Raw genomic sequence first — 24213 nt, 5'->3', positions numbered from 1 at the left:
TTGGGGAGGCCCCGCGTGACCGTTTCACCCGCCGCCGGATCGTTGCCCACCCAGGTGCCCGGCGCCCGGGGGCCGCTCGCCGTCTACTACGAGCACCCCCGCTGGTTCGAGCCGCTGTTTGCCGAACTGGAGCGCCGCGGAACCCCCTATCTCAAAATGCCCGCCGAGGGCCGTTTTTACGATCCGACTAATCTGGCGGCGGAGCGGGGGGTGGGCCTGCTCTTCAACCGGATGAGCCCGTCGGCCTACCGCCGCGGCGGCGGCCGCCACATCCACTACACCCTGGGCTGGCTGGCCCACCTCGAAGGGCAGGGTTTGCGGGTAGTCAACGGCGAGCGCGCCTTCAGACATGAAATTTCCAAGGCGCTGCAACTGTCGCTGCTGCGCGCTCTGGGCCTGCCTTTTCCCCGCGCCCACGTCTTCTGCCGGGCCGCGGACGCCCCCCGGGCGGCGGTGGGCCTGCGCTTTCCGGTGGTGGTCAAGCCTAACGTCGGCGGCAGCGGCGCCGGGGTGACCCGCTTCGACACGCCCGAGCAACTGGCCGAGGCGGCTTGCGGGGACGCCCTCGATCTGGGTCTCGATAGCGTCGCGCTGGTGCAGGAATTTCTTCCGGCCCGGGGCGACTTTATTACCCGGGTGGAGGTGGTGGGAGGCAAGTTTCTTTACGCCATTCGCGTGCATCTCACGGGCGAAACTTTTGATCTCTGCCCGGCGGACATCTGCCGGACCATCGGCGGGGAGTCCCTTGACATTGCCTGCCCGGTGGAAGCGCCCAAGGCGGGTTTGCGGGTAGAAGGCTACGAACCGCCGCAAAGTGTGATTGCCGATGTCGAGCGGATTGTGGCCGCGGCGGGAATCGAAGTGGGGGGAGTCGAGTACCTCGTGGACGACCGGGACGGACGGATTTATTACTACGACATCAACGCCCTGTCGAACTTTGTTTCTGACGGTGAGCGGGTGGTCGGTTTCGACCCGTTTGTCCGGCTGGTCGATTTTCTGGAGCGGGAGGGGGGCTTTGGGCACTAAGAAGATGCGCTTCGGCTACTGGCTGCCGGTCTTCGGCGGCTGGCTGCGCAACGTCGAGGATGAGAACATGACAGCCGACTGGCCCTACGTGCGGGATCTGGCCTGCCGCAGCGAGGGACTCGGCTTCGATCTGACCCTGGTGGCCGAACTGAACCTCAACGACATCAAGGGCATCCAGGCCCCGGCCCTGGACGCCTGGTCAACGGCGGCAGCCCTCGCGGCGGTGACCGAGCGGCTGGAGATCATGGTGGCGGTGCGGCCGACTTTTCACCTGCCGGCTTTGCTTGCCAAACAGGCCGCCAACATCGACCAGATTGCGGGCGGGCGTTTATCGCTCAACGTCGTCTCCTCCTGGTGGGCCGACGAAGCGAAAATGTACGGCGTGCACTTCGAGCAGCACGACGACCGCTACGCGCGCACCTCCGAGTGGCTGGAGGTGCTCGACGGCGTCTGGAGCCGGGATCACTTTTCTTATGCAGGCCGCTACTACCGGGTGGACGACAACGTTCTGCAACCGAAGCCCGCAAGCCGCCCTCGCCCGACGATCTATGCCGGGGGCGAATCGGAGGCGGCCAAGGATTTGATTGCCCGCAAGTGCGACGCCTACCTGATGCACGGCGATCCGCCCGAGCGGGTGGCAGCCAAGATCGCCGATATGACTGTCCGGCGCGAAAAGTTGGGGCTGCCGCCCATGACTTTCGGGGCAGCCGGTTACGCAATCGTGCGGGACTCTGAGCGCGAAGCGCAGGCAGAACTGGCCCGGATCACCGATGTACGCCAATCGGCCGCAGGCTTTGCCAACTACCGGCAGTGGCTATCCGGCACCCAGCTGGAACAGAATATGTCGATCGAAGAATATTCAGTCTCCAACCGCGGCCTGCGCACCGGCTTGGTCGGCACTCCCGAGCAGGTGGCAGAGCAGATTGAACGCTTCTTAGAAGCCGGGGTGGATCTGTTGCTGTTGCAGATGAGTCCTCAGCGCGAGGAGATGGAGCGCTTCAGCGCTCAGGTGATTCGCCCTCGGCTTCCGCGGACGACGGCCCAAGTAGTGCTCTGAAGCTGGTGATTTTGAGCTTGAAACGATGGTTTGCGGCCCAATCGGCGAGCATTCCGTCCGCTTGTGCAATCGAAAGCGCACCCGTTTGGATGAGAGTAACAACGATGTCCTGGGTGCGGAGGATCCGAAGCCGGGTAGAAGCGATGCCCGCTTCGCGCAGAGCGCGGTTTATTGCCTTGCGATCGTCTATGGCAAGGGCATATTTCCGGGATAGCGCAACGGCGATGGCCGCCCGCTCGCCCGCTCCTAGCCGATTGCCGATGGCCAGAAGCAAAAACACATGGACCTCGGTGGGATCAGTAACCCTCTCAAGCCCGATGTATCCGGCGGCAAGGGAAGCCTCGAAGCGTTTGTACTGCTGGGGATAGTCTTCAGAAATCTCCTCCGCAACATGATCGAGCACCAGGAAGCGAGAGGGATGGGTACCAATGAGGTCCATCCGGTCAACCTTCAGAAAATTGATGAGAACAGAGGTGTCGGCGACGATGGGCGTGTTGCCGGGTGAAGGCGGCTCCAGCTCACTCGGCACGGGTCGCTTCAGCAAGGTCGAGAAGTTCCTCCGAAGCTACGCCGAGTTTCCGGGCCAGTTCCCGCAGGCGGCCCCGGGAAATTTCCTCCTGACGGTACGCTTCGATGGCAAGCCGAGCCAGGTGGTGGCGCAGTTGTTCGTCGGCGGGTGGCTTACTCGGCGTTCCCGACTCGTGGGACAGGCTTTCGGTTGGTTCTTCAGACGCTCCGAGTAAGCGCATGTAGCGCCTGCCGTGATCCTTTTGTTCGATAAGCGCACTGCACTCGGAAGCACCAATGTGGCCCAGGCTCCTGAGCCTCCAGACGGCAGCCTCGTAGCTGACCTGAAAGTGACGGGCGATGGCGGCGATGTCTTGAAAGGTGATGGCCTGCGTACCTGGACGGGGCCGAATCTCTGCTTCCATCACCCCACCGGTTGCCGCGTCGAAGACCGTCTGAGTCGAACGGCTGGGATGCCCTTTGTGCAACCTGTGCAGCATGTCGGTCACTCCGTCTGCGGGCATCAAGAAGGCTGCGGCAAAGGCATTTGCCCGCTTTTCCACCAGTTCGGAGCTATTTTCTTTGCGCGTCGGCTGAACGGTCAAGGAGCGGTCCAACAATGCATGAGCGTACTCGTGCGCATAGGAAAAGCGACGACGGGTGAAGGGGTGAGCGCCGTTGACCAGGATGGCAAGACCGATGGAGGCGTGATGAAGATACAGGCCCGATAGCCATTCGGGCAATTCGGCAGCGGCAACCCACACACCCTGCTCGGCAATCAACTTGGCAATGTCGGCGACCGGCGCGTTGCCCAATCCCAGCCGTTGCCGCTCCACCTGGGCCACCCACACGCCTTGAGAGACAGCCTCACCGGCGGTATGCATCCGCAAGCTGTAGTTGGGCAAGGTGTCCTCTTGCTCGTAGCGAAGCAGGCGCCGCAAGCCGACGCCCTCCTGGCAAAGATCGAGGGTGCGTTCGACGGCCTGTCTGAGAAGGCTATCCTCAGCAAATTCCGGCACGATACGGAACAGGACAGTGGCAAGATCTTCCTCATCCGTCCGATCCATCAAGAAAAAAGTTACTGGCTGGTCGTACATCTGGGCTAGTCGCGTGAGTTCCAGTGTAGAGACTGCCCGCTTGCCGCTCTCCATATTAGTCACAGCCGTGCGCTTCAGCCCCAGGGCATCCCCGATCGTCTGTTGACTCAGGCCCCGTCTTTCGCGCGCAGCCCGCAAGCGCTCACCCAACTGCACAGCGTTCAATTTCATGTTGTGCCTTTTGTTGCACATAAGCTGGTGAATTCATCCATTAAAGTTCGTTTTTTGTACTATAGCGCGATTGGAGATTCACAGTGAGCTTCTTGAGCTGGAGCTACTCCTTATCTCTTGAGGGCGCAATTAATTGCTTGAGCGTATCGCTCGACCCAGGCACACTGGAATCGACTGCACGCCATTGATTCCGAGGTTGTGAGGCGCGTGTATGGAGGCAACGTTGTCCAGAATCGATAAGTACACTACCAGCATCTCCTTCGACGACTGGGGTCAGGGTGAACCGGCGGTGCTGCTGCTGCCCGGCTGGTGCGTCAGCCGCTCCGCCTTCGACGCCCTCGGCCAGGAAATCAGTCAGCACAGGCGCGTTCTCAACCTGGAGCTGCGAAGCCACGGCGAGTCAGAATCACTCAACAGTGATTTTTCCACAGCGGACCTGGTGGCCGACGCCCTCGCCCTGGTGGAGGCCGGCGGTGCGCGGCAGGTGATTCCTTTGAGCCTTTCGCACGCTGGTTGGGTGGCCATCGAGCAGTGCCGACAGCAGAACCAGGACCGGCAGGCCGTCCGCTCCTGCCTCCAGCAGAAAATGGGCGACAACTTCTGACGCCTGTCCGCGATTTGTCCACACCTGCAAAAGCTTGCCCCCGAGGCCATCCGGCCCCGGGTTTTTTCATCGCTACTTCGGTGAGGTGCGCACTTGCCAGAAACGCTCCACCGTCACAAACCGATAGCCGCGCGCCAGGAGCGTTGCCACGATGCGGTCGGTCGCGCGGGCGACATCGTCACCGGCCCCGTCGTTGCCGTCGTGGAGCACAATCAGCGAGCCGTTGCGCACCTGGGCGAGGGTGCGCCGCACGACAGTCTCGACGCCGGGCCGCTGCGAATCGTCCGAGAGCACCTGCCACATCACCGGACGGTATCCCCACCGGCCCAGAGCGGTGAGGACCGCCGGGGCGGCGATCCCGTAGGGCGGACGCACGTCGCGCAGGTGCCCCGGCTCCAGAGCGCAGGCTGCAGCGACCAGCGTGCGCGATTGCTCCAAACTTTCGCGCAGACCGGCGGTGCGCAAAAAAGGGCGGTGGTCGTACCCGTGCAGGCCGAGCCAATGCCCCGCTTCGTAGATGTCCCTGACAATCCCGGCGGACGCCGCCACCCGGTTGCCCAACAAAAAGAAACTCGCCTGCACCCGGTGGTGGGCCAGAACATTCAACAGCGGCGGTGTGTAGCGCGGATCCGGGCCGTCGTCGAAGCTGAGCGCCACCTCCGGCACACCCGGATCGCCTTGCCAGAGGCAATCTGGAAAAATGCCGCTCAAGAGCTGGTGTGCTGCCGTATAAAAGCCTGAGTACAGGTCCACTGGGATGCTTGCCACAAGAGTTACCCCCGCTCAGCCCAGGCCCAGTTCGCGCTTGAGCGCCGCGACGGAGGCCGGTTGCAGATAATCGCCGCAGCTGACCAGTTGCGGCGGGCGGACCAGATCGGCGCGCAGCTTCTCGATGAGTCGGGCGACCGGCCCGTAGCTTGCCTGATCGGTGACGATGAGCTGAGCGGAGCGGACGATCGCCCGCAGGCGAGGGGTGTCCTCCAGTTGCGTGGTCAACACCAGGACATCGTCGCCGTGCTGGCTGTGCAGAAACATCTCCACCGCATTCAACAAATCGGAACTGAGGCTTACCAGACCCAGGCAGCTGTCCTTGGGTAGAGCCGCCACCAACGCCAGTTCGCGGCTGAAGTCGGTGATGTCGAGGGGCAACACCCGGATCCCCCGCGGCTCGGCTGCCGCAGCGGCCCGGGCCAGGTGATAGCGGCTGGTGACCACGGTGCCGGCCCGGGTCTGTTCCAGCACCGCGTCGAGTTCTTCGAGGGCCACGCGCTGCACCGGGATACCGAGCGCCCGGTTCAACTCCCAACTCATCAACTCCCCCAACCCCAGATCCCGCGCCGGGGCTGCCACCAGCAGCACCGCCCCGCACCGCAGGCGCCAATCAATTTCCGCCAGAAACAAGCCCCGCGCCTGCTCCAGCGAACAGCCGCAGGCCAAAAGCGCATCGAGGCTCTTTTGCACCAGCGCACGCGCTTCGGGAAAACGCTCCAAGGCCGTGGCGCGTGCGCCCACTCCGCCCAGAGCCTTCACATAGATCCCGGAACCGGCCTGGGCTTCGACCAGACCCATTTCCTCCAACAAGTGATAGACCTTGCTGATCGTGTTGCGGTGCAGGCCGGTGATCATGGCGAGTTGACGGGTGCTGGGCAGCTGGTAGCCCGGCGGAAACTGGCGTGAGGCGATGGCAAAACTGATCTGATTGAGCAACTGGGTCGATGCCGGCACGTCGCTGTCGCTTTGGAGCTGAAATCGGAATTTCATTTGAATCTGCACAGGGCGGGCTTCCCTATTATCTGATCACAAAGTCGAATCCATGGCCGATTATCCAGCGAGCCGGCTCAAGAATAATATGTTGATAATCGGGTGTTTTCCGGCCTGACCCCTCGCCGCCGTCGACGGGGTATGGTGCAGAACAATCAGTGTTTTTACTGCTATAGGAACTGCGAATAATTCAGCTTTCAGAGGGTCGAAAGCCGAGTAAGCACTGCCGGTGGTTGGCACATTTTTGTACGAAATCCACGGAAATTTGCTCAAAATCGCCTTTTCTAACTCGCCCCGGCCAATTGCAGCTGATAAATTTGCGACGAATTCCTCCCCTTAGTCCGAAGAATTTATGCGTAAATCTCCTTCCAGCCTCGTGGTTCAAGCGATTGCATTTTTGACGGGCGTTTCGGCTTTTTCTGTGGGCCTTGGCACTGCTGTCGTGCAAAGCAGTCGTGCCCAGTCTGCAGATCCGGATATACTCGGCCATTGGAGCGCGACCAAAGATTGGGGTTTTGTCGCCATCCACGCCCACGTACTGCCCGACGGCAAGGTTCTCACCTGGGGTCGCGATTGGGACGAGAATCAAGTCGATGGCAAGACCACACAAGCGCGCGTTTGGGATCCGGTAAGCGACACTTTCGTCAACAACAACATCCTCAACAGCACCACCAACGTCTTTTGCTCCGGGCATGCCTTTTTGCCCGACGGGCGGTTGCTGGTCACCGGCGGCCATTTAGATGACGACCGCGGCCTGGTGGACACGACCATTTACGACCACATCACCCAGGGTTGGACCAAAGTCCAGGACATGATCGCCCGGCGGTGGTATCCGACGACCACCACTTTGGGCAACGGCGAGGTGCTCGTGATCGCCGGAACCTACGCGGGTTACCAGAACATCAATCAGATGCCCCAGATCTGGAAGACGACGGGGGGGTGGCGGGATCTTGTCGACGCCCAAAAGCTGCCGGACGGCACCAACTCGCTGAAGTACGGCTACTACCCGTATATGTTTGCCGCTCCCAACGGCCAGGTCTTCTACGCCGGTCCGGAGCCGGACACCCGCTACCTCGACACCACCGGTACCGGCCGCTGGATCCCGGTGGCGCACACGAACTTTAACGATACGCGCGACTACGGTTCGGCGGCGAGTTACGCTCCCGGCAAAGTACTCATCTCGGGGGGGGCCGGCGGCGACCTGTACGGCCCGCCCCCCACCGCCACCACCGAGATCATCGATCTGAACGCCGCCTCCCCGCTCTGGCAGCAGGTCGAATCGATGGCTTACCCGCGCCGCCACCACAACCTCACGGTGCTGCCGGACGGCACGATCCTCGCCACCGGCGGCAACAGTTCGCCCGGCAGGTACGAGGAGACCGCCCCCGCTCTGCCCGCCGAACTGTGGGACCCGGCCACCCAAAGCTGGAGCACCCTCGCAAGCATGCCCACTCCCCGCATTTATCACTCGATAGCGGCGCTATTGCCGGACGGCCGGGTACTCTCGGCAGGCGGCGGCCAGGGTGGCGAATCGGCCTACCGCCCGAGTGCAGAAATTTATTCGCCGCCCTATCTGTTTCGTGGGCCGCGCCCCACAGTGAGCGCCGCGCCGATTTCTGTGGGCTACGGCCAGGCGTTTACCGTCCAGAGCCCCGAGGCGGCCGATATCCGGCGCGTCACCTGGGTGCGTCTCTCCTCGGTGACCCACGCCTTCAATGAAAATCAGCGCTTCAACGAATTGACCTTCACCCGCTCGGGCAACACCCTCACCGTCACCGCCCCGGCAAACGGCAATCTTGCCCCCCCCGGGCACTACCTGCTCTATGTCCTCAACGCCGACGGCGTCCCCTCGGTGGGGCGGGTGGTACGTGTCGGCACCCTGGCGCCTGCCGGGGATTTTAGCGGCGACCGCAAATCCGAACTGGTCTGGCGCAACGGCGCCACCGGTCAAAACAGCCTCTGGCTGATGAACAACACGACCTTCACCCAGAGTGTGGCCCTGCCCGCTGTCTCCGATCCCAACTGGCTCATCACCGGCAGCGGCGATTTTGACAACGACGGCCGGCCGGACCTGCTCTGGCGCAATCGGGCCACCGGCGAAAACAACCTCTGGCTGATGAACGGCACCGTCTACCGCACCAAAGTCACCCTGCCGCTGGTGGGCACCGCCTGGCAGGTGGGTGGGGTGGGCGATTTCGACGGCGACGGGCGCCCGGACATTTTCTGGCGCAATCCGAGCACCGGCCAGGTGAGCGCCTGGCTGATGAACGGCACCCAGTACCTCGTCTCGCGGGCCCTACCGTCGGTAATCGACCCCAACTGGCAACTGGTGGCAGCAGGACAGTTCAACAACGACGCCCAGGCGGACCTGCTCTGGCGGCACAAGCAGACCGGGGCCAACAGCGTCTGGCTGATGAGTGGCACGGCACTGGCGCAGTCGGTAGCCTTACCGGCGGTCTCGACCGCCTGGCAGATTGGGGCGGCGGGCGATTACAACGGCGACGGCAAAGCGGACATCGTCTGGCGCGACACGACCACCGGCGCCAACGCCGTCTGGCTGATGAACGGCACGGCTTTTGTCCAGTCGGTGGGGCTGTCGGCGGTCGCGGCCGGCTGGCAACTGAGCGGACCGCGCTAGGGCGCTCCCTGTGCCAGTGGTCCGGGCGGCGCAGCGATCGGGCGCTCCCGGCGGCCCGGCACGCGCCCGGGTGGGGGACAGCTCGGTCAATGTCCAGGATGGGGTACCGCCGCGACCCACCTGTGGGATCGTGGCAGTATCGCCCGAGGAACCTCTGCTGTGCCCCCTAAGCCCGAACGCCTGAATCTGGCCCAGAAGCTCGCCTACGGGGCGGGGGACTTTGGTCCTGCCGTCACCGCCAATTTACTGGTCTTCTTCTGGCTGCCGTTTTTGACCGACGCCGCGGGCCTTGCCGCCGGTGCGGCGGGCAGCATTCTGGCCATCAGCAAAATCTGGGATGCGATCAACGACCCGATCGTGGGCGTGCTCACCGACCGCACGCGCAGCCGCTGGGGCAGGCGCCGCCCCTGGATTTTGCTGGGGGCCATTCCCTTTGGCTTCACCTTCTTTGCCCAGTGGCTGGTGCCCTTCGCGGGCAACGCGGGGGCCGCCTTCTGGTACTACCTGGCGATGGCGCTGCTGTTCAACAGCCTCTACACCGCCGTCAATTTGCCTTACACCGCCCTCACACCGGAGTTGACCGACGATTACGACGAGCGCACCGGTTTGTCGAAATTTCGCTTTGCTTTTTCAATCGGCGGCAGCCTGCTGTCGGGGGTGACCTTCCCGCTCATCCTCGCGGCCTTTCCCACCCGCCCCGCCTTCGGCAACGCTCTGGGGGCCGGGATCTGGGCGGTGCTCGCGGTGTTGCCGCTATTTTGGTGTTTCTTCGGAACGCGCGAGCGCTTCGCGACTCCTGCCAGCGAGCGCCTCCCGCTTGCCCGGCAATTGCGCATCGCCTTGGCCAACCGGCCCTATCTGGATGTAGTGGGAATTTATCTGTGTTCGTGGTTTGCGGTGCAACTGATCGCCACGGTGGTTCCCTACTACGTCCGCTACTGGATGAACCTGCCGGACAGCTGGTTGGCCGCAACGATCTTCGCCATCCAGGGCACGGCTCTAGCGATGCTGTTCGTCTGGAGCGCCCTCAGCGCCCGCCTGGGCAAGAAGCGGGTCTTTTATCTGGGGACAGGGTTTTTCTTGCTGGCGATGCTCGGCTTGATGTTGCTCAGCCCCGGCCAGGCGGTCTGGATGCTGGTTCTGGCGGTGGTGGCCGGGGTCGGCGTCTCGACGGTCTATTTGATTCCCTGGTCGATGCTGCCGGATGTGATCGACCTGGATGAACTGCAGACCGGCGAGCGCCGCGAGGGCGTCTTCTACGCGCTGTTGGTGCTGCTGCAGAAAGTCTGTCTGGCCGCCAGCCTGCTGCTGGTGGGGCAACTGCTCGAAGCGGCGGGCTTCGACGGCAAGGCCGCCGTCCAACCCGACAGCGCCCTGGTGGTGCTGCGGCTGGTCATTGGGCCGATTCCGGCGGCGGCGGCGGCGCTGGGTTTGTGGTTTGCCTGGCGCTATCCGATTACCCGCGAGCGGCACCGGCAAATTCTCGAAGCGCTGGCGGCGCGCCGCCCTGCCGCCTGAAGGTGCAAAAGTACCGCCGCCGGGCCGCACCATCCGGCGGCGGCATCGGTGTTAAGGTGTTCTCCATGGATGAGCTGGAGCGATCGTATTGGGTGCTTGGGCTGGAGTCTGGCGCTTCCCCGGAGGAAGTGAGCCAGGCTTACAAAGATCTGGTGTTCGTCTGGCATCCCGACCGCGTTCCGACCGAGAACACCCGCCTGCACCAGAAGGCTGTCGAGAAGCTCAAAGAGATCAATCGCGCCTACGAGCACCTGCGCTCGCACCGTCCGTCACCGCGCAAAGTCCATCAGGCCCACCAGACTCAGCCCGCCTCCAACTTCCGGCCGGTGTACCGGCCGAGCGCTTCGGCGACCCCTGCAAACGCCTACCGGCCGCGCCCTGCCCCACCGCCGCCGCCCCCGCCGCCCCCACCACCGCCCCCATCCCGTCCGGACATGAGCGGTGCGGATCTGCGCGGCGCCAATCTCAAAGAAAAAGATTTTGAAGGGCGCAACCTCAGTAACGCCAACTTGAGCGGCGCGGACCTCAGCGACGCGTTTTTGCACAAGATCAACTTGAGCGGCGCGGATCTATCCGGAGCCAACCTCTTTCGGGCGAATTTGCTGCGGGCGAATCTGCGCGGTGCCAACCTCCAGGACGCCCATCTGATTGGCGCGGACTTTAGCGGAGCGGACTTGAGCGGCGCCAACCTGCGCGGTGCCCAGATGAGTGCTGCCGGTCGATTGATGGTCAAGCTTACCGCCGCCATCCTCACCGGTGCAGTCATGCCCGACGGCCAGGTGCACGCCTGAGAAGCGCCGGGCCGGGAGTCGAGCTCGATCGACAATTCTGAAGATCTTCGGTCAAAATCTTTGATTCGCGCAGCCCATGGTATGGTGCGTTCTGAAAAACCGGTGAAATGTTGAGCCTGGCTCCGCCATGTCCGTGCCGCTCGATCAGCTGGGCTATGTATATTGCCGACGAAACCGGTCGATCTTCCCCGTGAGCTACTTTGCCGGACGAAGCAGTGTATATTGGCTGCGAAACCGGTTTACTCCCTCGAAAACATACTTACGGAAATGGCCATGATACCGAGACCTTTTCATAAACGAACCCTCTCAGGGTTGTCGGCGGTTGCGCTGCTGGCGACGTTGCTGCTTATCGGTGCCCACATCACCCAGGCCAGGACAGCGGCCGAGCGACCTGCTCCCAATACGCAGGCGCGCATCGGCGAAACTTTCGGCAAGCTGCCCATGCGCTTCGAGCCGAATGTCGGCCAGACCGATTCGCGGGTGCAGTACGTCTCCCGCGGTCCCGGATACAGTCTGTTGCTCGGCCCTACCGAGGCGGTTGTGCTCCTGGGCAGAGCGGATCGCTCCAAAAGCAAGCTGCGCTCCTCAATGACCGCCGCTGAGCAATCCGAGCCCAAGACGGCGGCCATCCGCATGCGCCTGGTGGGCGCCAATCCCAAGGCCCGGCTGACCGGCAAAGACGTTTTGCCCGGTAAGGTCAACTATCTGGCGGGCAAGGATGCCGGCAAATGGCACACCGATGTGGACACTTTCGAGCGGGTTGAGGCCCGGGGGGTCTGGCCGGGGATCGATATGGTCTATTACGGAAACGGCCGGCAACTGGAGTACGACTTTGTAGCGGCGCCGGGGGCGGACCCGGGACGGATCGCACTGGACATCTCCGGTGCCCGCAGCCTGCGTCTCGACGGCAACGGCGATCTGATTATTGCCACTGCCCTGGGTGAGATGCGTCAGCATCGGCCTGTCGTCTATCAGCAGATTGGTGGTCAAAAGCGCCAGGTGGCCGGTCGGTATGTGCTGAACGGCCGCAAAGTCGGCTTTGCCGTGGGCGAGTACGACCGCAGCCTGCCGCTGGTCATCGATCCGATCCTCAGCTACTCGACGTTTGCGGGTGGTTCCAACCAGGATGTCGGAAACGATGTGGTGCTCGGCAGCGACGGCAGCGTCTACATTGCCGGCTACACGCTTTCCACCAACTACCCTGTGGCGAGTGCCTACGACGGCGGCTTCAACGGCGGCTTCGACTTTGGGGATGCCTTTGTGACCAAGCTCGACGCCAATGGTGCAACGGTGGTCTATTCCACTTACGTAGGCGGCTCGGGTGACGATTTTGCTTCCGATCTGGCGGTGCTCAACAACGAAGCCATTGTCGTCGGCTCCACCGGTTTATCGGATTTTCCCACCACCGCGAACGCCTTCGACACGTCATTTAACGGCGGCCCCTACGACGGGTTCATTTTCAAGTTGAACGCTGCGGGCAACGGTCTGGTGTTCTCGACGTTTCTGGGAGGCACCCTTGAGGACAACGCCAACGGTGTCGCAGTAGGTAGCGGTGGCGGCATCTACGTGACCGGCAACACCGGCTCCTTCGATTTTCCGGTCACCGACGGCGTGGCCGACACCAGTTTCAACGGCGGTTCCGACTTATTTGTGACCCGCCTTGAGGCCGCAGGCAATGCTATTCGTTATTCGACCTTCACTGGGGGCACCCTGGCCGATTCCGGCAATGATATCGTCCTAGGGGCAAGTGAAAATGTCTACGTAGTCGGCACCACCAGCGGCGCCGGTTACCCGGTGATTCCCAATCCAGGCGTCTACGACGTCTCGTTCAACGGCGGCTTTGACGTGGTGGTAACCCGCTTCAACGATGTGGGCGTGCGCGTCTACTCGACCTATCTGGGCGGCACGGGCCAGGATTCCGGCAACGCCATCGCCCTGGGAAGCGACGGCAGCGTCTACGTAACCGGGTCAACGGCTTCTCCGGATTTTCCGACCACCAGCGGCGCTTACGACACCAGCTTCAACCTGCTGCCCGATGCATTTGTCACCCGCCTGAATGCCGGGGCCACCGCTTTGATCTATTCGACCTTTCTCGGTGGCACCCTCGGTGACGTCGGCCTCGGTATCACCCTCGACAGCGCCGGAAGCGCCTATCTCACCGGCTCGACGCTTTCGACCAATTTTCCGGTGACCTTCGGCGCCTACGACACCAGCTACAACGGCGGCACCTCCTTTGGCGACGTGTTCGTCTCCAAGCTCAACGTTCTGGGCGACCGGCTGCTCTACTCGACGTTTATCGGCGGCGCCACCGACGACTACGGCTCCAGCGTCGTCGTGGGCAGCGGCGGCCGGATCTTTATTGCCGGTGCCACCGCTTCGACCAAGTATCCCACCACCAGCGGCGCCTACGACACCAGCTTCGACGCCGTCACCGACGTGTTTGTCAGCAGATTTCTTGTTCCTGTAGATGGCGACTTTGGTGCCAACGACAACGCCGACATTGTCTGGCGCAACTTCGGCAGCGGGGCCAACACGGTCTGGGGTATGAACGGCACCGCTTTTTCCGCCAGTGTTCCGCTCGAAACCGTCGGCGATCTCAACTGGCGCATCGGCGGTACTGACGATTTCAATGCCGACGGCAAACTGGACATTCTCTGGCGCAACCAGGCTACCGGCCAAAATTCGGTCTGGTTGATGGACGGTACTACGCGCACCAGCACTGCAACGCTCACGGCGGTGGCCGACCTCAACTGGCAAATTCAAGGCTCCGGCGACTACACCGGCGACGGCAAGCCGGATATTCTCTGGCGCAACTTTACCACCGGCGCCAACACCATCTGGAAGATGAACGGCACCGACTTTGTCGAGAGCATCGCCCTACCGGCAGTGAGCGATCCCAACTGGCGCATCGGGGGGTCCGCCGATTTTACCGGCGACAGCAAGCCGGATATTCTCTGGCGCAACCAGGCCACCGGCGCCAACACCGTCTGGACGATGGACGGCACCGCTTTTGTCGCCAGCGTCACGCTCTCGGCTGTGGCCGATCTCAACTGGCGCATCGGCGGCACCGCCGACTACAACCGCGACGGCAAGCCGGACATTCTCTGGCGCAACTATGCCACCGGCGCCAACTCGATCTGGATCATGAACGGCACCACCTTCGTCTCCTCCGTCGCGCTGCAGGCAGTGAGCGACCTCAAGTGGGAGATTCAGGCGCCGCGCTGAGTGCTGAGCCGAATTTAACTGCTGCGAACGGCAGGGTATCCGCCCTGCCGTTCGAGCTTTAAAAAGCCCCGGATTTCCTGCCACATCGGCTCCAGGACATCGATCATGGCGTGATCGGTATCGTAGGGGCGCAAAGCGACGTTGGGCCGGGAGGCGGCAAAGGCGCGGCTGAGTTCGAAGTCCACCACTTCGTCGCGCCGACCGTGCAAGATCAGGGTCGGCACCGGTCGGCGCGGTTGCACTTCGTCGTATCCGAGGGCGTCGGTGAGCATCTCGAAGCCGAGCCGGCACTCGCGGCGGTAGGCATAGTGATAAACCGCGAGCTTGCCGCTGCGGCGCCATTCGGCCACCGCCGCCGCCCCGAGCCGCTCCTGCCACCGCCGGGCAAAACCGAAAGCCGGGGCCATCAAAACCAGCCGTTCGATGCGCGGATCGCGCGTCGCCTGCAGCACTGCCAGCAGTCCCCCCATGCTTGAACCCAACAAGGTGACCGGTCCTGTCAGACCTTCGAGGGTGCGCGCAATCACCGCCAGTTGTGAACTGATGGTCATCGCCTCAAAGGCGGGGGCGTTGAGATCCGGTTGGTGCAGATCGTATCCAAATTCGGCAAGCCGCCGCTTCAGGAAGCTGCCCTTGGTGGAATTGGGGCCGGAGGCGAAGCCGTGCAGGTAGACCAGGTGCATGGCGCGCCTACTCGATGGTGATGGCCCAGGTGCCCACGTAGCGGTAGATCGGGTTGGGTTCGGTGCCCAGAACGCGGGCGTTGAGTTTGTAGATGCCTTCGCTGCTCGGGTTGACCACCTGGCTCAGCACGAGTTGGATTTCTTCGGAGGCGGGAATCGGGCCGGCCAGCACCACGGTCAAGGCGCGCAGATCCCGATCCCAGTTCACATCCTCGACCGTGTAGGACTTGCCGGAGGTGCGAGAGGCCACTTCGACAAACTTGGTGTTGAACTGGCCATCGAAATCAGGACCGGCAATAACCTGCACCTCGCGCACGGCGATTTTTTGGGGTTTGATCCACAGGAAATAGCGGTCGGAGGTGTAATCGTGGGAGCGGTCCTCGACTTTGTAGTTGAGGATGAGGTCGGCGTCCTGCGCGCAGCCCACCAGGCAGAAGCCCGACTGCGCCTGTCCTGGTGACACCCCTGCCGCCAGAACCAAACTTGCCGCCACCAACCAGCGGAGCAAACGCTTCAGCACGGGATGCTTCTCCTTACTTTGTCCGAGGGCTATTTTAGCTGGTTTTAGCGAGAAGCCTCAGGCTGCTGCACAGGTTCAACACCGTCCGCAGCGGCCAAAACCCTCTGCCTAATCCGCGCTGAGCGCCCGCTCGTGGTTGGCAAACGAATAGAGTTTATGGCCTGTGAAGCTCAAGAGTGCCACACAGGCGGCGCTGATCAGCCGGGCCAAGGTCGCGTCCATCTGCACGTCGTTGATGAGCAGTTGCAACAGCCCCAGGTTGGCCAGCAGGCTGTTGAGGGCGACGGTGGCGAAGACCACGAATTGCCAGCGCCAGTTGTTCCAGTAGACACCGAACACGAAGCGCCGGCTCAGAACGAAGTTGGTGGTAAGCCCCCCGAAGAAACTGACGCACAGCGCCGCCACGTACCAGAGGCCGATTTGGGTGAGGGCCGAAAACACCGCCACGTCCACCACCGTTGCCAGACCGCCCGTGATCAGGTATCCCCCCATCTGGGAGCCGAGTTTGGCGATGGGCTCGGGTAGTTTCGGCCCCTGGGTCACCGGCCCCTGGGGGGCCGGGGTCGTTTTCTCGCCGGATTTGGCTTCTTCTTGATATTCGCTGTCGGAGTTGACCGACCAGAGATCGTGCTTGCCGGGATTTGCGACATTCTCAGCGGCGAGGATACCCATCAGCAAACTGTGATCCTGGTTGTTGTACTTGAAGGCTCCGTAGCGGCCCACCGCCTGCAAATTGGCAAACCGGCCCAGATAGTCCTGGATGGTGGCCAGGGCCTGCTTGTAATTGCCGGCGTAGATCGGATAGGTGCGCGGCAAGCGAACGACAAAACCGTCCGCGACCTTTTGTTTGCCCATCAAGCCGATCCGGCGCAAGTCGCGCTCGGCACGGGCGAGCAATTCGTGATCGGCCATCTTCCAAGTGCCGTCGAACTGGCACCAATATTCGCAACACAGCGGTGTCAAAGTCCGATCGCCCAGCATATCCTGCGACCAGTTGGCAAAATTGGTCACCCGCCCCAACTCGACGGTCGGATCGTTGATGTAGAGCCAGTTGTCCGGAAAGAGATTGCCGCCCTCGACGAACAAATACACCAGCACCGTGTTGCGAAATTTCAGCGAACGGGCCGCCGAGAGCACCTCCGGGGGGGCGGCCGGTTCCAGCTGCTGGACAAGCAACGACAGCGGAATCGAAGATATGACGGCGGAGCACTCGACCACCGCCTCCCGGCCGCTGTGGCGGTCCTTGAGGGTAAGGGCGGTAACCTGTTCGCCGGACCGGTGCAAGCCGACTACCTCGGTGTCGAGCAAAACTGTCTGACCGTGACCGGTCAGGTAGTCGGCGGTGCGCTCGTAAAGCTGCCCCGAACCCAGGCGCGGGAATTGAAACTGATCGATGAGGCTTTTGACCTTGCCGTCGTTGCCCAAAAGGGCGTTACGGACGGCCTTCAGCAGCGAAAGTCCCTTGATGCGCTGGGCCGCCCAGTCTGCCGAAATCTCGGTGCATTTGATGCCCCAGAGCTTTTCGGTATAACCCTCGAAGAAAATTTCAAACAGCCGCCTGCCGAAGCGGGCGCTCACCCACTCGGCAAAATGCTTGGGCCGGCGGTTCGGAAACAGTTGGGCCAGGGCGTAGGACAACACGATGCGGGCGCTTTCGACAAACCCCAGCGAGAAAAGCGCCTCGAAAGCCTTGAGCGGATAAGAAAAATATTTGCCGCCGTAGTAAATGCGTGTCAGCCGGTTGACGGTTACCTGCTCGGATCCGAGCACCTCATCCCAGAAAGCGAGCACAGGGGCGAGCTTGGTGAAAAAGCGGTGCGGACCGTAATCGAGAATAAAGCCTTTGTGTTCGATACTCCGGGCCAATCCGCCCACGCAGTGGTCGCGCTCGACGACCACGACGGGGTAGCCCAATTTGGTGAGCGTATAGGCGGCGGCAAGGCCCGCCGGCCCGCCCCCCAGGACATAAACGGGTGCGGAACCCTGGTCGAATTGGGACATGGCGGCTAATCTCAAAGCGGCAAAGGGTGCGGCGCGGCAGGTGGTAGGCTGCAATGCGCCCGACGGATTTGCAGGTGCGCACAAGTTTCCAACCACGCTAACGCGATCGCCCCGGAGCGGCCACCGGCCTCCCCTGCATTGATGAGCCTGTAGACTTTTCGGAAACGGCACAGGTGCAAGCGTGGCTCGGACAATCCTCCCCAGCTGGAAAGACGTTGCGGCAATCGTCGGGCTCGCCCTCGTCTGGTGCCTCCTCGCTCTGCTGGTCAATCCCGTGGGGAACTTTCCCCTCAACGACGACTGGGCCTACGCCAAGGCCGTGCAGTCGATTCTGGACCAAGGGGATTTGCAGCTTACCGACTGGGCACCCGCCAGCCAGATCGCCCAGGTGCTGTGGGGGTCGCTATTTTGCCTGCCCGGCGGTTTTTCCTTCACGGCGCTGCGCTTATCGACGCTCGTGCTCGCCTGGGTGGGGGCAGCCTCTACCTACGCCCTGGGGCGTGAACTGGGAGCCGGGCCGCCGCTCGCCTTGCTCGGGGCGCTGCTGCTGACGGTCAACCCAATTTACGTAGATCTGGCCTTCACGTTCATGACCGACGTGCCCTTCTACGCCTTCTGCACCCCCGCCATCTGGCTGTTCATCCGGGGGATCCGCACAGGTTCGAGCCTGAGCGTTGTCCTAGGAACGTTATTCGCCTGCGCCGCGGTGCTGACGCGCCAGTTTGCCCTGGCGTTGCCGCTTGCTTTTGCCGCGGGCTACCTGGTCAAGCACGGTCTGCGGGTAGGTTCGCTGCTCAAGGCGGCATGGCCTGCGGCGGCTGTAATGATAACTCTGGCAATCTACCAGGGTTGGCTTGCCGCTACCGGGCGGTTGCCCCAGACCTATAGCGAGCAGGCGGGCGAACTGGTGCGGATGCTCCTGAGTGCGGAGGGTCTGGGCCGCTCGGTCCGTTCGCTGGCGCAAGCGGCGCTCTACGTGGGGCTGTTTCTGGTGCCCTGGCTCATCCCGGTCGCCGCCGGCCGCTGGCGGCAACTGGCGGGGCGGGAAAAATGCTGGGCCGCCGGGGCGGGAGGATTGTTTGCAGCGGCGATGGTGGCCATCGCCGCCGCCGGCAAGACTTCGCTGCGCGACGCCCTGATTCCCCAGATTTTTGGTGGGGTGCTCTACGATTGCGGTGCCGGCTTTCCGATTCTCAAGGACACTTTTACCCTCTGGCTACCCCACATCCCGACGGCCCCGGTGGGTCTCTGGCTCGCCGTCACGACGCTCGGCGCACTCGGGGCAGGACTGATTGCCTTTGTGGCCGCCGGCTGCGACCGGAGCGAGCGATGGCGCCTTGTCTTCGCCTGGGTGGGCATCGCGCTCTACTTCGTGCTGATTGCCCCGCGCACCGCTTCCTACGATCGCTATTTGCTGTACTTTTTCCCGCTTGTCATGATCTTCGCCCGCGTACCGCCGCCGCGGGCTGTGCCCGGTGCCCTCTTCAGGGTCGCCCTGGCGCTGATTTTGGGCTACGGGGTGTTTGCCGCTGCGACCACCCACGACTACCTGGCCTGGAACCGGGTGCGCTGGCAGGTGTTGCGCTCGGCGATGGCGGAGGGTCGGCTCAGTCCCACCAATACCGACGGCGGCTTCGAGTTCAACGGCTGGTATCTGTACGACTCGAAGTACCGTGCCCAGCCGGGAAAGAGCTGGTGGTGGGTGGACCGTGACGAATTTGTCTTTGCTTTCGGACCCATCGACGGCTACACCATCTACGAGCGGCACCGTGTCGAGCGCTGGATGCCCGTCGGCGTCCAGGAAGTCTTTATTTTGCGCCGCTCAGGCCGTTGAGGCTGATGGGCTGGCGCGCCTTGCGCACCAGGTTGCTGTAGTTGTGGGCCTGGCGGGTCGGCTCCGGCAAACGGTACCCGCGGCAGCAGCGCAGCACCCATTCGACGGCACTGTCCAGACCCAGGCGGTGTCCGGGGGAGACATAGACCGGCTGCACGCGGCTGCGGGTGCGCACGGCTCGCCCCACCACTTCGCCGCGCCAGAGCAGGTCCGTGAGCGAACCGGCCGCTTCGGCCAGATCCCCATCCGCACGGCCCACCAGGATCGATTTGGCGCAGCCGATCGTGGGCAAATCGAGAAACAGACCCAGGTGGGAAGCGATCCCCAGACGGCGCGGGTGGGCGTAGCCGTGGCCATCCACGATCACCAGGTCCGGCTTCTGGGACAGTTGGCCGATGGCGGCAAGAATCGGTGGCGCCTCCCGAAAGCTCAACAATCCCGGAATGTAGGGAAAATCGACCGCCGCACTCACCGCCTGCCGGTCGACCACCTCCAGGCCCGGATAGCTCAGCACCACCACCACCGCGTGCACTAGAGCTTTCGGCTCGCGGGGGTTAAAGCTCACATCCACACCGGCGACGCGTTGCACCCCCTCGGGGTTGCCCGTGCGGACGGTCTGGACGGCCAGTTGTTTTTGCACTTCGATCGCCTGTTGAGGCGTAAGATTCCAGGAATGCATGGCTAAACTCGAGTCGGGTTCGTTCGGGACAGACACTTGGAAACTTTCAAAGAAGAGGCGACCGACATCCGCCGGTTCGGCTGCGTGGGCGACGGCAAGTTCGACAACTGGCAGGTGTTGCAAAAAGCACTCGCAGACGGCTGGACGAACCTTTGTATACCCGGAGGATACTGGCGGATCACCCGGCCGCTGGTCGTCCCGGCTTCGCTAACGCGCGGAAGCACCGTGCGCATCGCTGGGCCGAGCAACGCCTACTCCATTATCCTGTGCGACCTGCCCGACACTTACGCCGATCGCGGCGCCCTCGAATACTTCGCCAATGCAGAGGGCTTCTCCTGGGGGATCGTGCTCGAACACCTCCAGTTGCAGGGGAGCCACCGGGGCGGCCCCGCCCGCTGCCACGGCATCCACCTCAAGCAGATCGCCTATGCGCTCTGCACCGATGTCGCTGTCAACCGCTTCGACGGCGCCGGGCTGCTCATCGACAAGTGCCAGGACGGCGAATTTCGCAACCTGAATATTCAAGATTGCGGTCGCAGCGCGGGCGATCCCGCCGATCCGGCCCAGACGCTCTATTCGGCATTGCACCTGACCAACAGTGCGGTCCCGGGCGACGCCTGCAATATGCTGCGCTTCAACGCGCTGCAGTGCGAAAACAACCGCGTCTCGCCCTATATCTCGGTGCGTCTGGGGGTGGGCAACGGCCCGATCGGGATTTTTTTTTCCCAGGTGCACGGGGAGGTGCGCGAAGCCAAACAACAAGGCCAATTTGAATTTCTGCGCGCCGAGGGGGGCGACTTTCAGTTCGAGGGTATGGCGCTGGTAGGTTTCAAGACAGGCTTTGTCTTCACCGGCTACGGGGTCGCCACCTTTGCCAACTCCCGCAGCCTCTGCGGGATCCGCCACCCGACCCCCAATATCGTGGCAGGTTCGCTTATCTCCAATTGCGCCGGCGTGGGCAACCTCTACAGCAACGCCGTGCGGCCCGGCTTCAAAGTCGTCAACTCAGTGGTCGGCGATGTGCGCCTCGATTATCCGGGAGCAGCCAATCAGCGCTTCAGCCACTGCGATCTGGGCCGTGTCGCAGTCAACCAGCAGGGCGGCACGGGTCTCGGGGTGTACATCACCAGTTGCACCCTGGCCTCACTGGCTATCGATGCTGCCACCCACGGCCATTACGCCTTCAACGTGATTACGGGCGATCTCAGTTGCCGGGGCCAAAACGGCGACAACCATTTCTTGGACAACCGCGTGCTGGGCAAAACCTCGATCGCTCCGGGTAATACCGTTTACTCCCCGGCGGTCCGGCAGGCGGCCTCGCCGGTAGCGCTCGATCCGGATTGGGGTCCCCTGCAACCGGTCTTTGATCCGCCCGCCCGCTACAGCGCCCGCGAAGCCCAAAAACTTGCCCAATTGGTCAATCGTCTGCAGGTGTTGCTGAGGGCCGAAATCGCCCGCCGCCGCGATCTCGAAGCCCGCCTGATCGCCGCGCGACTGCTGGAGGGGCCGACAGCCGACTGAACCCATCTCGGATCAATCGATGCGAACTGCATGTCTGTATTTAACGCTTCTAACCCCAATCACGCGCGAAGGAAGCTGATAAAAACCGCATTTTTGCATTGCTCCCTTCCCCTCTATAGAGAGTATCAGCCCATTCAGACAGTATATCCAATCCATTGTCTGATATACTGTTACCCATTCTTGCAGCCCGGTTAGTCATGAACGTGCTTTTGTTCTCGCCCATTTTTCCCAAAACCTTCTGGTCCTTCGAGCGAGTGCTCAAGCTGATCGGTCGCAAGGTGTTGTTGCCGCCTTTGGGGTTGGTGACGGTGGCGGCGATGCTGCCGCAGGAGTGGAACTTTCGTCTGGTAGATCGCAACGTTCGCTTTGAGAGCGAGGCGGATTGGGCCTGGGCGGACCTGGCGATCATCTCGGCGATGATGGTGCAGAAGGACGATTTTTTGCACCTGATCCGCGAAGCGGTGCGCCGGGGAGTCAAGGTGGCGGTGGGCGGTCCCTACCCGACCTCGATTCCCGAGGATGCGCTCGAAGCGGGAGCCGACTATCTGGTGCTTGACGAAGGCGAGTTGACCATTCCGAAGTTTCTGGCGGCCCTGGCCGGGGGCGAGGGGAGCGGGGTGTTCCGGGCCGCCGAGAAGCCCGATGTCACCCTCACCCCGGTGCCGCGCTTCGATTTATTGGAACTGGACGCTTACGATTCGATGTCGGTGCAGTTCTCGCGTGGCTGTCCGTTTCAGTGCGAATTTTGCGACATTATCGTGCTCTACGGCCGCAAGCCGCGCACCAAGACCCCCGAGCAGCTGCTCGCCGAACTGCAGGCGCTGGTCGATCTCGGATGGAACCGCTCGGTGTTCGTCGTCGACGACAACTTCATCGGCAACCAGCGCAACGTCAAGCTCATGCTCAAGCAACTTGCCCCCTGGATGCAGGAGCGCGGATTTCCTTTTCGCTTTACCACCGAGGCCTCGATCAATCTGGCCGAAGACGACGAGTTGCTCGAACTGATGGTCGAGGCGGGCTTCGACTCGGTGTTTTTGGGCATTGAGACCCCCGACGAGGAGAGCCTCACCCTCACCCAAAAATTCCAAAACAACCGCAAACCCCTCGGCGAATCGTGCCTGAAGATCACCCGGGCGGGGCTGAGACTTTTGGCCGGGTTCATCATCGGCTTCGACAACGAAAAAGCCGGGGCGGGCGGCCGGATCATCCGCTTTGTCGAGCAGACCGCCATTCCCGACGCGATGTTCAGCATGCTGCAGGCCCTGCCCGGTACTGCGCTTTGGAGCCGCCTTGAAAAGGAAAACCGGCTGGTGGCCATGGGCACCGGCATGAACCAGAGCACTTTGATGAATTTCCGGCCCACCCGCCCGATCGAGCAAATTGCCGAAGAATACGTGGAAGCCTTTTGGGAGTTGTACGAACCGGCGCGCTTCATGCGCCGCTGCTACCGCCACGCTCTCGACCTGGGCATGCCCAAGGGCAAACGCCCCTTCAAAATGCCCGATTTACCCGAACTGCGCGGCCTGCTCAAGATCATCTGGCTGCAGGGAGTGCAGCGCCCCGAGACGCGCGTATTGTTTTGGTCGCAGTTGTGGAGCCTCCTGCAGCGCAACCCCCAGGCGTTGGGGCCGTACCTGACGGTGTGCGCCCACGGCGAGCACTTTTTCGAGTTCCGCGAGGAAATTCGCGGCCAGATCCGCACCCAGATGGATCGCACCCTGGCCACGGCAGGGCGCTGAGGATTTTTTTGGACCCAAGTTATTGCGCTTGCGGGTCCATCCGTCCGTCGCGGACGGCAAGGACGACCAGGCGTTGCGGCTCCCGCCTGTAGACAAGGACAAAGGGAGTACCGGAGATGGCGAACTCTCTGGTGCCTTCTATGCTCCCGGGCCTGCCCATGTCGGGAAAGACGGCGAGGTTGCCGAGCACGGCTTCCAACCGAGAGAGGGCTTTGGACTTGACTTCGGGGTACGACGCGGGGTAGTTGGCCCGCAGTGCCGCAAGATCCTCAAGAGCCGTGGGAGCCCAAAAAATGGCTACTCCCGCCATTTGTCGAACTCGGCCTGGACTTGTTCGGGCGTGGCAAACTCGCCACGATCCGCAGCGGCCATGGCCTCGCGGATGCGTCGCTCCCAATGGCGCTCCCGCGCCAGGTAATCTTCGATCAGCCGATTGATGATGAAGGAGCGGTCCCGCTCCTCACGCCTGGCGATGGCATCAAGCTCGACAAGTTTGTCGTCGTCGATGCGAAAAGAAATGTGCTTCGACACGCCAGCTCTCCGTGCTACGACGTATTTTTTGTTCGCACACGATAGCACAGAATGCAGTCTTTCCCAGTCGTTTGGATGACTGGCCTGCAGCGCAAACCCCCGAAAATAGTTCTCTAGATTTTGATCCAAACGCACCCCGGTTTGCACAGTCCCTTGTGAAAGCGTTGTACAAGGAGTTCAAGCCATGCAGCTTACCACCTCCAAATTGGCCTTGTCGGTGTTTGCTCGGCCCTCGCCCTTGGGCTCGGTATCTTGTCCATCTCTTCAGCAACAGCCGGCTGGTGCTGGTCAGCAGCGAGGAGCTGCCGAA

Annotated in this window: 20 protein-coding genes; 10 read left to right on the top strand and 10 right to left on the bottom strand. The window is 62.4% G+C overall.

Annotated elements, in window-relative coordinates:
- Window positions 1–54 precede the first annotated feature (54 nt).
- Together GLL_RS21915 and GLL_RS21910 are read left to right on the top strand one after the other, a co-directional pair.
- Window positions 55–1026, top strand: coding sequence for an ATP-grasp domain-containing protein (locus GLL_RS21915; protein WP_011144242.1), 972 nt, complete (start codon window positions 55–57; stop codon window positions 1024–1026).
- Window positions 1027–1030: 4 nt separating this feature from the next.
- The gene (locus tag GLL_RS21910; RefSeq protein WP_164929782.1) at window positions 1031–2083 is read left to right on the top strand and encodes an LLM class flavin-dependent oxidoreductase; all 1053 of its coding nucleotides are present in this window, start codon (window positions 1031–1033) and stop codon (window positions 2081–2083) included.
- Here the strand turns inward: GLL_RS21910 and GLL_RS21905 are convergent.
- Together GLL_RS21905 and GLL_RS21900 are read right to left on the bottom strand one after the other, a co-directional pair.
- Window positions 2025–2627: a hypothetical protein gene (locus GLL_RS21905; RefSeq protein WP_197530068.1), complete on the bottom strand. Its 603-nt coding sequence runs from the start codon at window positions 2625–2627 to the stop codon at window positions 2025–2027. The genes GLL_RS21910 and GLL_RS21905 overlap by 59 nt on opposite strands.
- A complete protein-coding gene (locus tag GLL_RS21900; protein ID WP_164929488.1) occupies window positions 2602–3858 on the bottom strand; it encodes a helix-turn-helix domain-containing protein in 1257 nt (418 codons plus the stop codon). Before GLL_RS21900 ends, GLL_RS21905 begins: the two co-directional genes overlap by 26 nt.
- Window positions 3859–4081: 223 nt before the next feature.
- Between GLL_RS21900 and GLL_RS21895 the strand changes: the two genes are divergently transcribed.
- Window positions 4082–4462 carry an alpha/beta fold hydrolase gene (locus GLL_RS21895; protein ID WP_164929487.1) on the top strand — a complete coding sequence of 127 codons (381 nt, stop codon included), beginning with the start codon at window positions 4082–4084 and terminating at the stop codon, window positions 4460–4462.
- Window positions 4463–4534: 72 nt separating this feature from the next.
- On the opposite strand, the gene GLL_RS21890 is transcribed toward GLL_RS21895, so the two are convergent.
- Complete coding sequence (locus GLL_RS21890; RefSeq protein WP_011144237.1) at window positions 4535–5230, bottom strand: polysaccharide deacetylase family protein; 696 nt, start codon at window positions 5228–5230, stop codon at window positions 4535–4537.
- Between the two features lie 15 nt (window positions 5231–5245).
- Window positions 5246–6223, bottom strand: coding sequence for a GntR family transcriptional regulator (locus GLL_RS21885; protein ID WP_011144236.1), 978 nt, complete (start codon window positions 6221–6223; stop codon window positions 5246–5248).
- Window positions 6224–6665: 442 nt separating this feature from the next.
- On the opposite strand from GLL_RS21885, the gene GLL_RS21880 reads away from it, so the two are divergent.
- The 4 genes from GLL_RS21880 to GLL_RS21865 all read left to right on the top strand — a co-directional run bounded on the left by GLL_RS21880 (window position 6666) and on the right by GLL_RS21865 (window position 14395).
- Window positions 6666–8861: an FG-GAP-like repeat-containing protein gene (locus GLL_RS21880; protein WP_164929486.1), complete on the top strand. Its 2196-nt coding sequence runs from the start codon at window positions 6666–6668 to the stop codon at window positions 8859–8861.
- A gap of 159 nt (window positions 8862–9020) precedes the next feature.
- A complete protein-coding gene (locus GLL_RS21875; protein ID WP_011144234.1) occupies window positions 9021–10379 on the top strand; it encodes an MFS transporter in 1359 nt (452 codons plus the stop codon).
- A 65-nt stretch (window positions 10380–10444) separates the two neighbouring features.
- Window positions 10445–11170 carry a pentapeptide repeat-containing protein gene (locus GLL_RS21870; protein ID WP_011144233.1) on the top strand — a complete coding sequence of 242 codons (726 nt, stop codon included), beginning with the start codon at window positions 10445–10447 and terminating at the stop codon, window positions 11168–11170.
- Between the two features lie 273 nt (window positions 11171–11443).
- Window positions 11444–14395: an FG-GAP-like repeat-containing protein gene (locus GLL_RS21865; protein ID WP_164929485.1), complete on the top strand. Its 2952-nt coding sequence runs from the start codon at window positions 11444–11446 to the stop codon at window positions 14393–14395.
- Between the two features lie 14 nt (window positions 14396–14409).
- Here GLL_RS21865 and GLL_RS21860 read toward each other — a convergent pair whose 3' ends face one another.
- From GLL_RS21860 to GLL_RS21850, 3 genes are all read right to left on the bottom strand, one after another.
- The gene (locus tag GLL_RS21860) at window positions 14410–15078 is read right to left on the bottom strand and encodes a YqiA/YcfP family alpha/beta fold hydrolase (protein WP_011144231.1); all 669 of its coding nucleotides are present in this window, start codon (window positions 15076–15078) and stop codon (window positions 14410–14412) included.
- 7 nt (window positions 15079–15085) lie between these two features.
- Window positions 15086–15598: a DUF2808 domain-containing protein gene (locus GLL_RS21855; protein ID WP_011144230.1), complete on the bottom strand. Its 513-nt coding sequence runs from the start codon at window positions 15596–15598 to the stop codon at window positions 15086–15088.
- Between the two features lie 108 nt (window positions 15599–15706).
- Window positions 15707–17599 (bottom strand): GtrA family protein, encoded by a 1893-nt coding sequence (locus tag GLL_RS21850; protein ID WP_164929484.1) that lies wholly within the window; start codon window positions 17597–17599, stop codon window positions 15707–15709.
- Between the two features lie 181 nt (window positions 17600–17780).
- Here GLL_RS21850 and GLL_RS21845 point away from each other — a divergent pair, with 181 nt between their 5' ends.
- Window positions 17781–19433 (top strand): glycosyltransferase family 39 protein, encoded by a 1653-nt coding sequence (locus GLL_RS21845; protein WP_011144228.1) that lies wholly within the window; start codon window positions 17781–17783, stop codon window positions 19431–19433.
- On the opposite strand, the gene nfi is transcribed toward GLL_RS21845, so the two are convergent.
- On the bottom strand, window positions 19408–20112 hold the full coding sequence (gene nfi, locus GLL_RS21840) for a deoxyribonuclease V (protein ID WP_231848273.1): 705 nt from the start codon (window positions 20110–20112) through the stop codon (window positions 19408–19410). The two genes, GLL_RS21845 and nfi, sit on opposite strands and share 26 nt — an antisense overlap.
- Window positions 20113–20148: 36 nt before the next feature.
- Here nfi and GLL_RS21835 point away from each other — a divergent pair, with 36 nt between their 5' ends.
- Window positions 20149–21633, top strand: a complete 1485-nt coding sequence (locus tag GLL_RS21835; protein WP_164929483.1) for a hypothetical protein — start codon at window positions 20149–20151, stop codon at window positions 21631–21633.
- A 197-nt stretch (window positions 21634–21830) separates the two neighbouring features.
- Window positions 21831–23372: a B12-binding domain-containing radical SAM protein gene (locus GLL_RS21830; protein ID WP_011144225.1), complete on the top strand. Its 1542-nt coding sequence runs from the start codon at window positions 21831–21833 to the stop codon at window positions 23370–23372.
- A 19-nt stretch (window positions 23373–23391) separates the two neighbouring features.
- Here the strand turns inward: GLL_RS21830 and GLL_RS21825 are convergent, their stop codons facing one another.
- Window positions 23392–23682, bottom strand: a complete 291-nt coding sequence (locus GLL_RS21825) for a type II toxin-antitoxin system RelE/ParE family toxin (RefSeq protein ID WP_011144224.1) — start codon at window positions 23680–23682, stop codon at window positions 23392–23394.
- Window positions 23670–23903: a CopG family ribbon-helix-helix protein gene (locus tag GLL_RS21820; RefSeq protein ID WP_164929482.1), complete on the bottom strand. Its 234-nt coding sequence runs from the start codon at window positions 23901–23903 to the stop codon at window positions 23670–23672. The genes GLL_RS21825 and GLL_RS21820 overlap by 13 nt, the downstream gene beginning before the upstream one ends.
- Between the last annotated feature and the right edge of the window lie 310 nt (window positions 23904–24213).

The organism is Gloeobacter violaceus PCC 7421, from assembly GCF_000011385.1.
GTDB lineage: Bacteria > Cyanobacteriota > Cyanobacteriia > Gloeobacterales > Gloeobacteraceae > Gloeobacter > Gloeobacter violaceus.
Note: the sequence above shows the minus strand (reverse complement) of the source record. Positions and strands in the feature narration are given on the sequence as shown.

Coding starts and splice junctions, on each gene's coding strand:
- GLL_RS21910 (WP_164929782.1), top strand. CDS start 1,031: ATGCGCTTCGGCTACTGGCTGCCGGTCTTCGGCGGCTGGCTGCGCAAC.
- GLL_RS21900 (WP_164929488.1), bottom strand. CDS start 3,858: ATGAAATTGAACGCTGTGCAGTTGGGTGAGCGCTTGCGGGCTGCGCGC.
- GLL_RS21885 (WP_011144236.1), bottom strand. CDS start 6,223: ATGAAATTCCGATTTCAGCTCCAAAGCGACAGCGACGTGCCGGCATCG.
- GLL_RS21870 (WP_011144233.1), top strand. CDS start 10,445: ATGGATGAGCTGGAGCGATCGTATTGGGTGCTTGGGCTGGAGTCTGGC.
- GLL_RS21865 (WP_164929485.1), top strand. CDS start 11,444: ATGATACCGAGACCTTTTCATAAACGAACCCTCTCAGGGTTGTCGGCG.
- GLL_RS21860 (WP_011144231.1), bottom strand. CDS start 15,078: ATGCACCTGGTCTACCTGCACGGCTTCGCCTCCGGCCCCAATTCCACC.
- GLL_RS21850 (WP_164929484.1), bottom strand. CDS start 17,599: ATGTCCCAATTCGACCAGGGTTCCGCACCCGTTTATGTCCTGGGGGGC.
- nfi (WP_231848273.1), bottom strand. CDS start 20,112: ATGCATTCCTGGAATCTTACGCCTCAACAGGCGATCGAAGTGCAAAAA.
- GLL_RS21830 (WP_011144225.1), top strand. CDS start 21,831: ATGAACGTGCTTTTGTTCTCGCCCATTTTTCCCAAAACCTTCTGGTCC.
- GLL_RS21825 (WP_011144224.1), bottom strand. CDS start 23,682: ATGGCGGGAGTAGCCATTTTTTGGGCTCCCACGGCTCTTGAGGATCTT.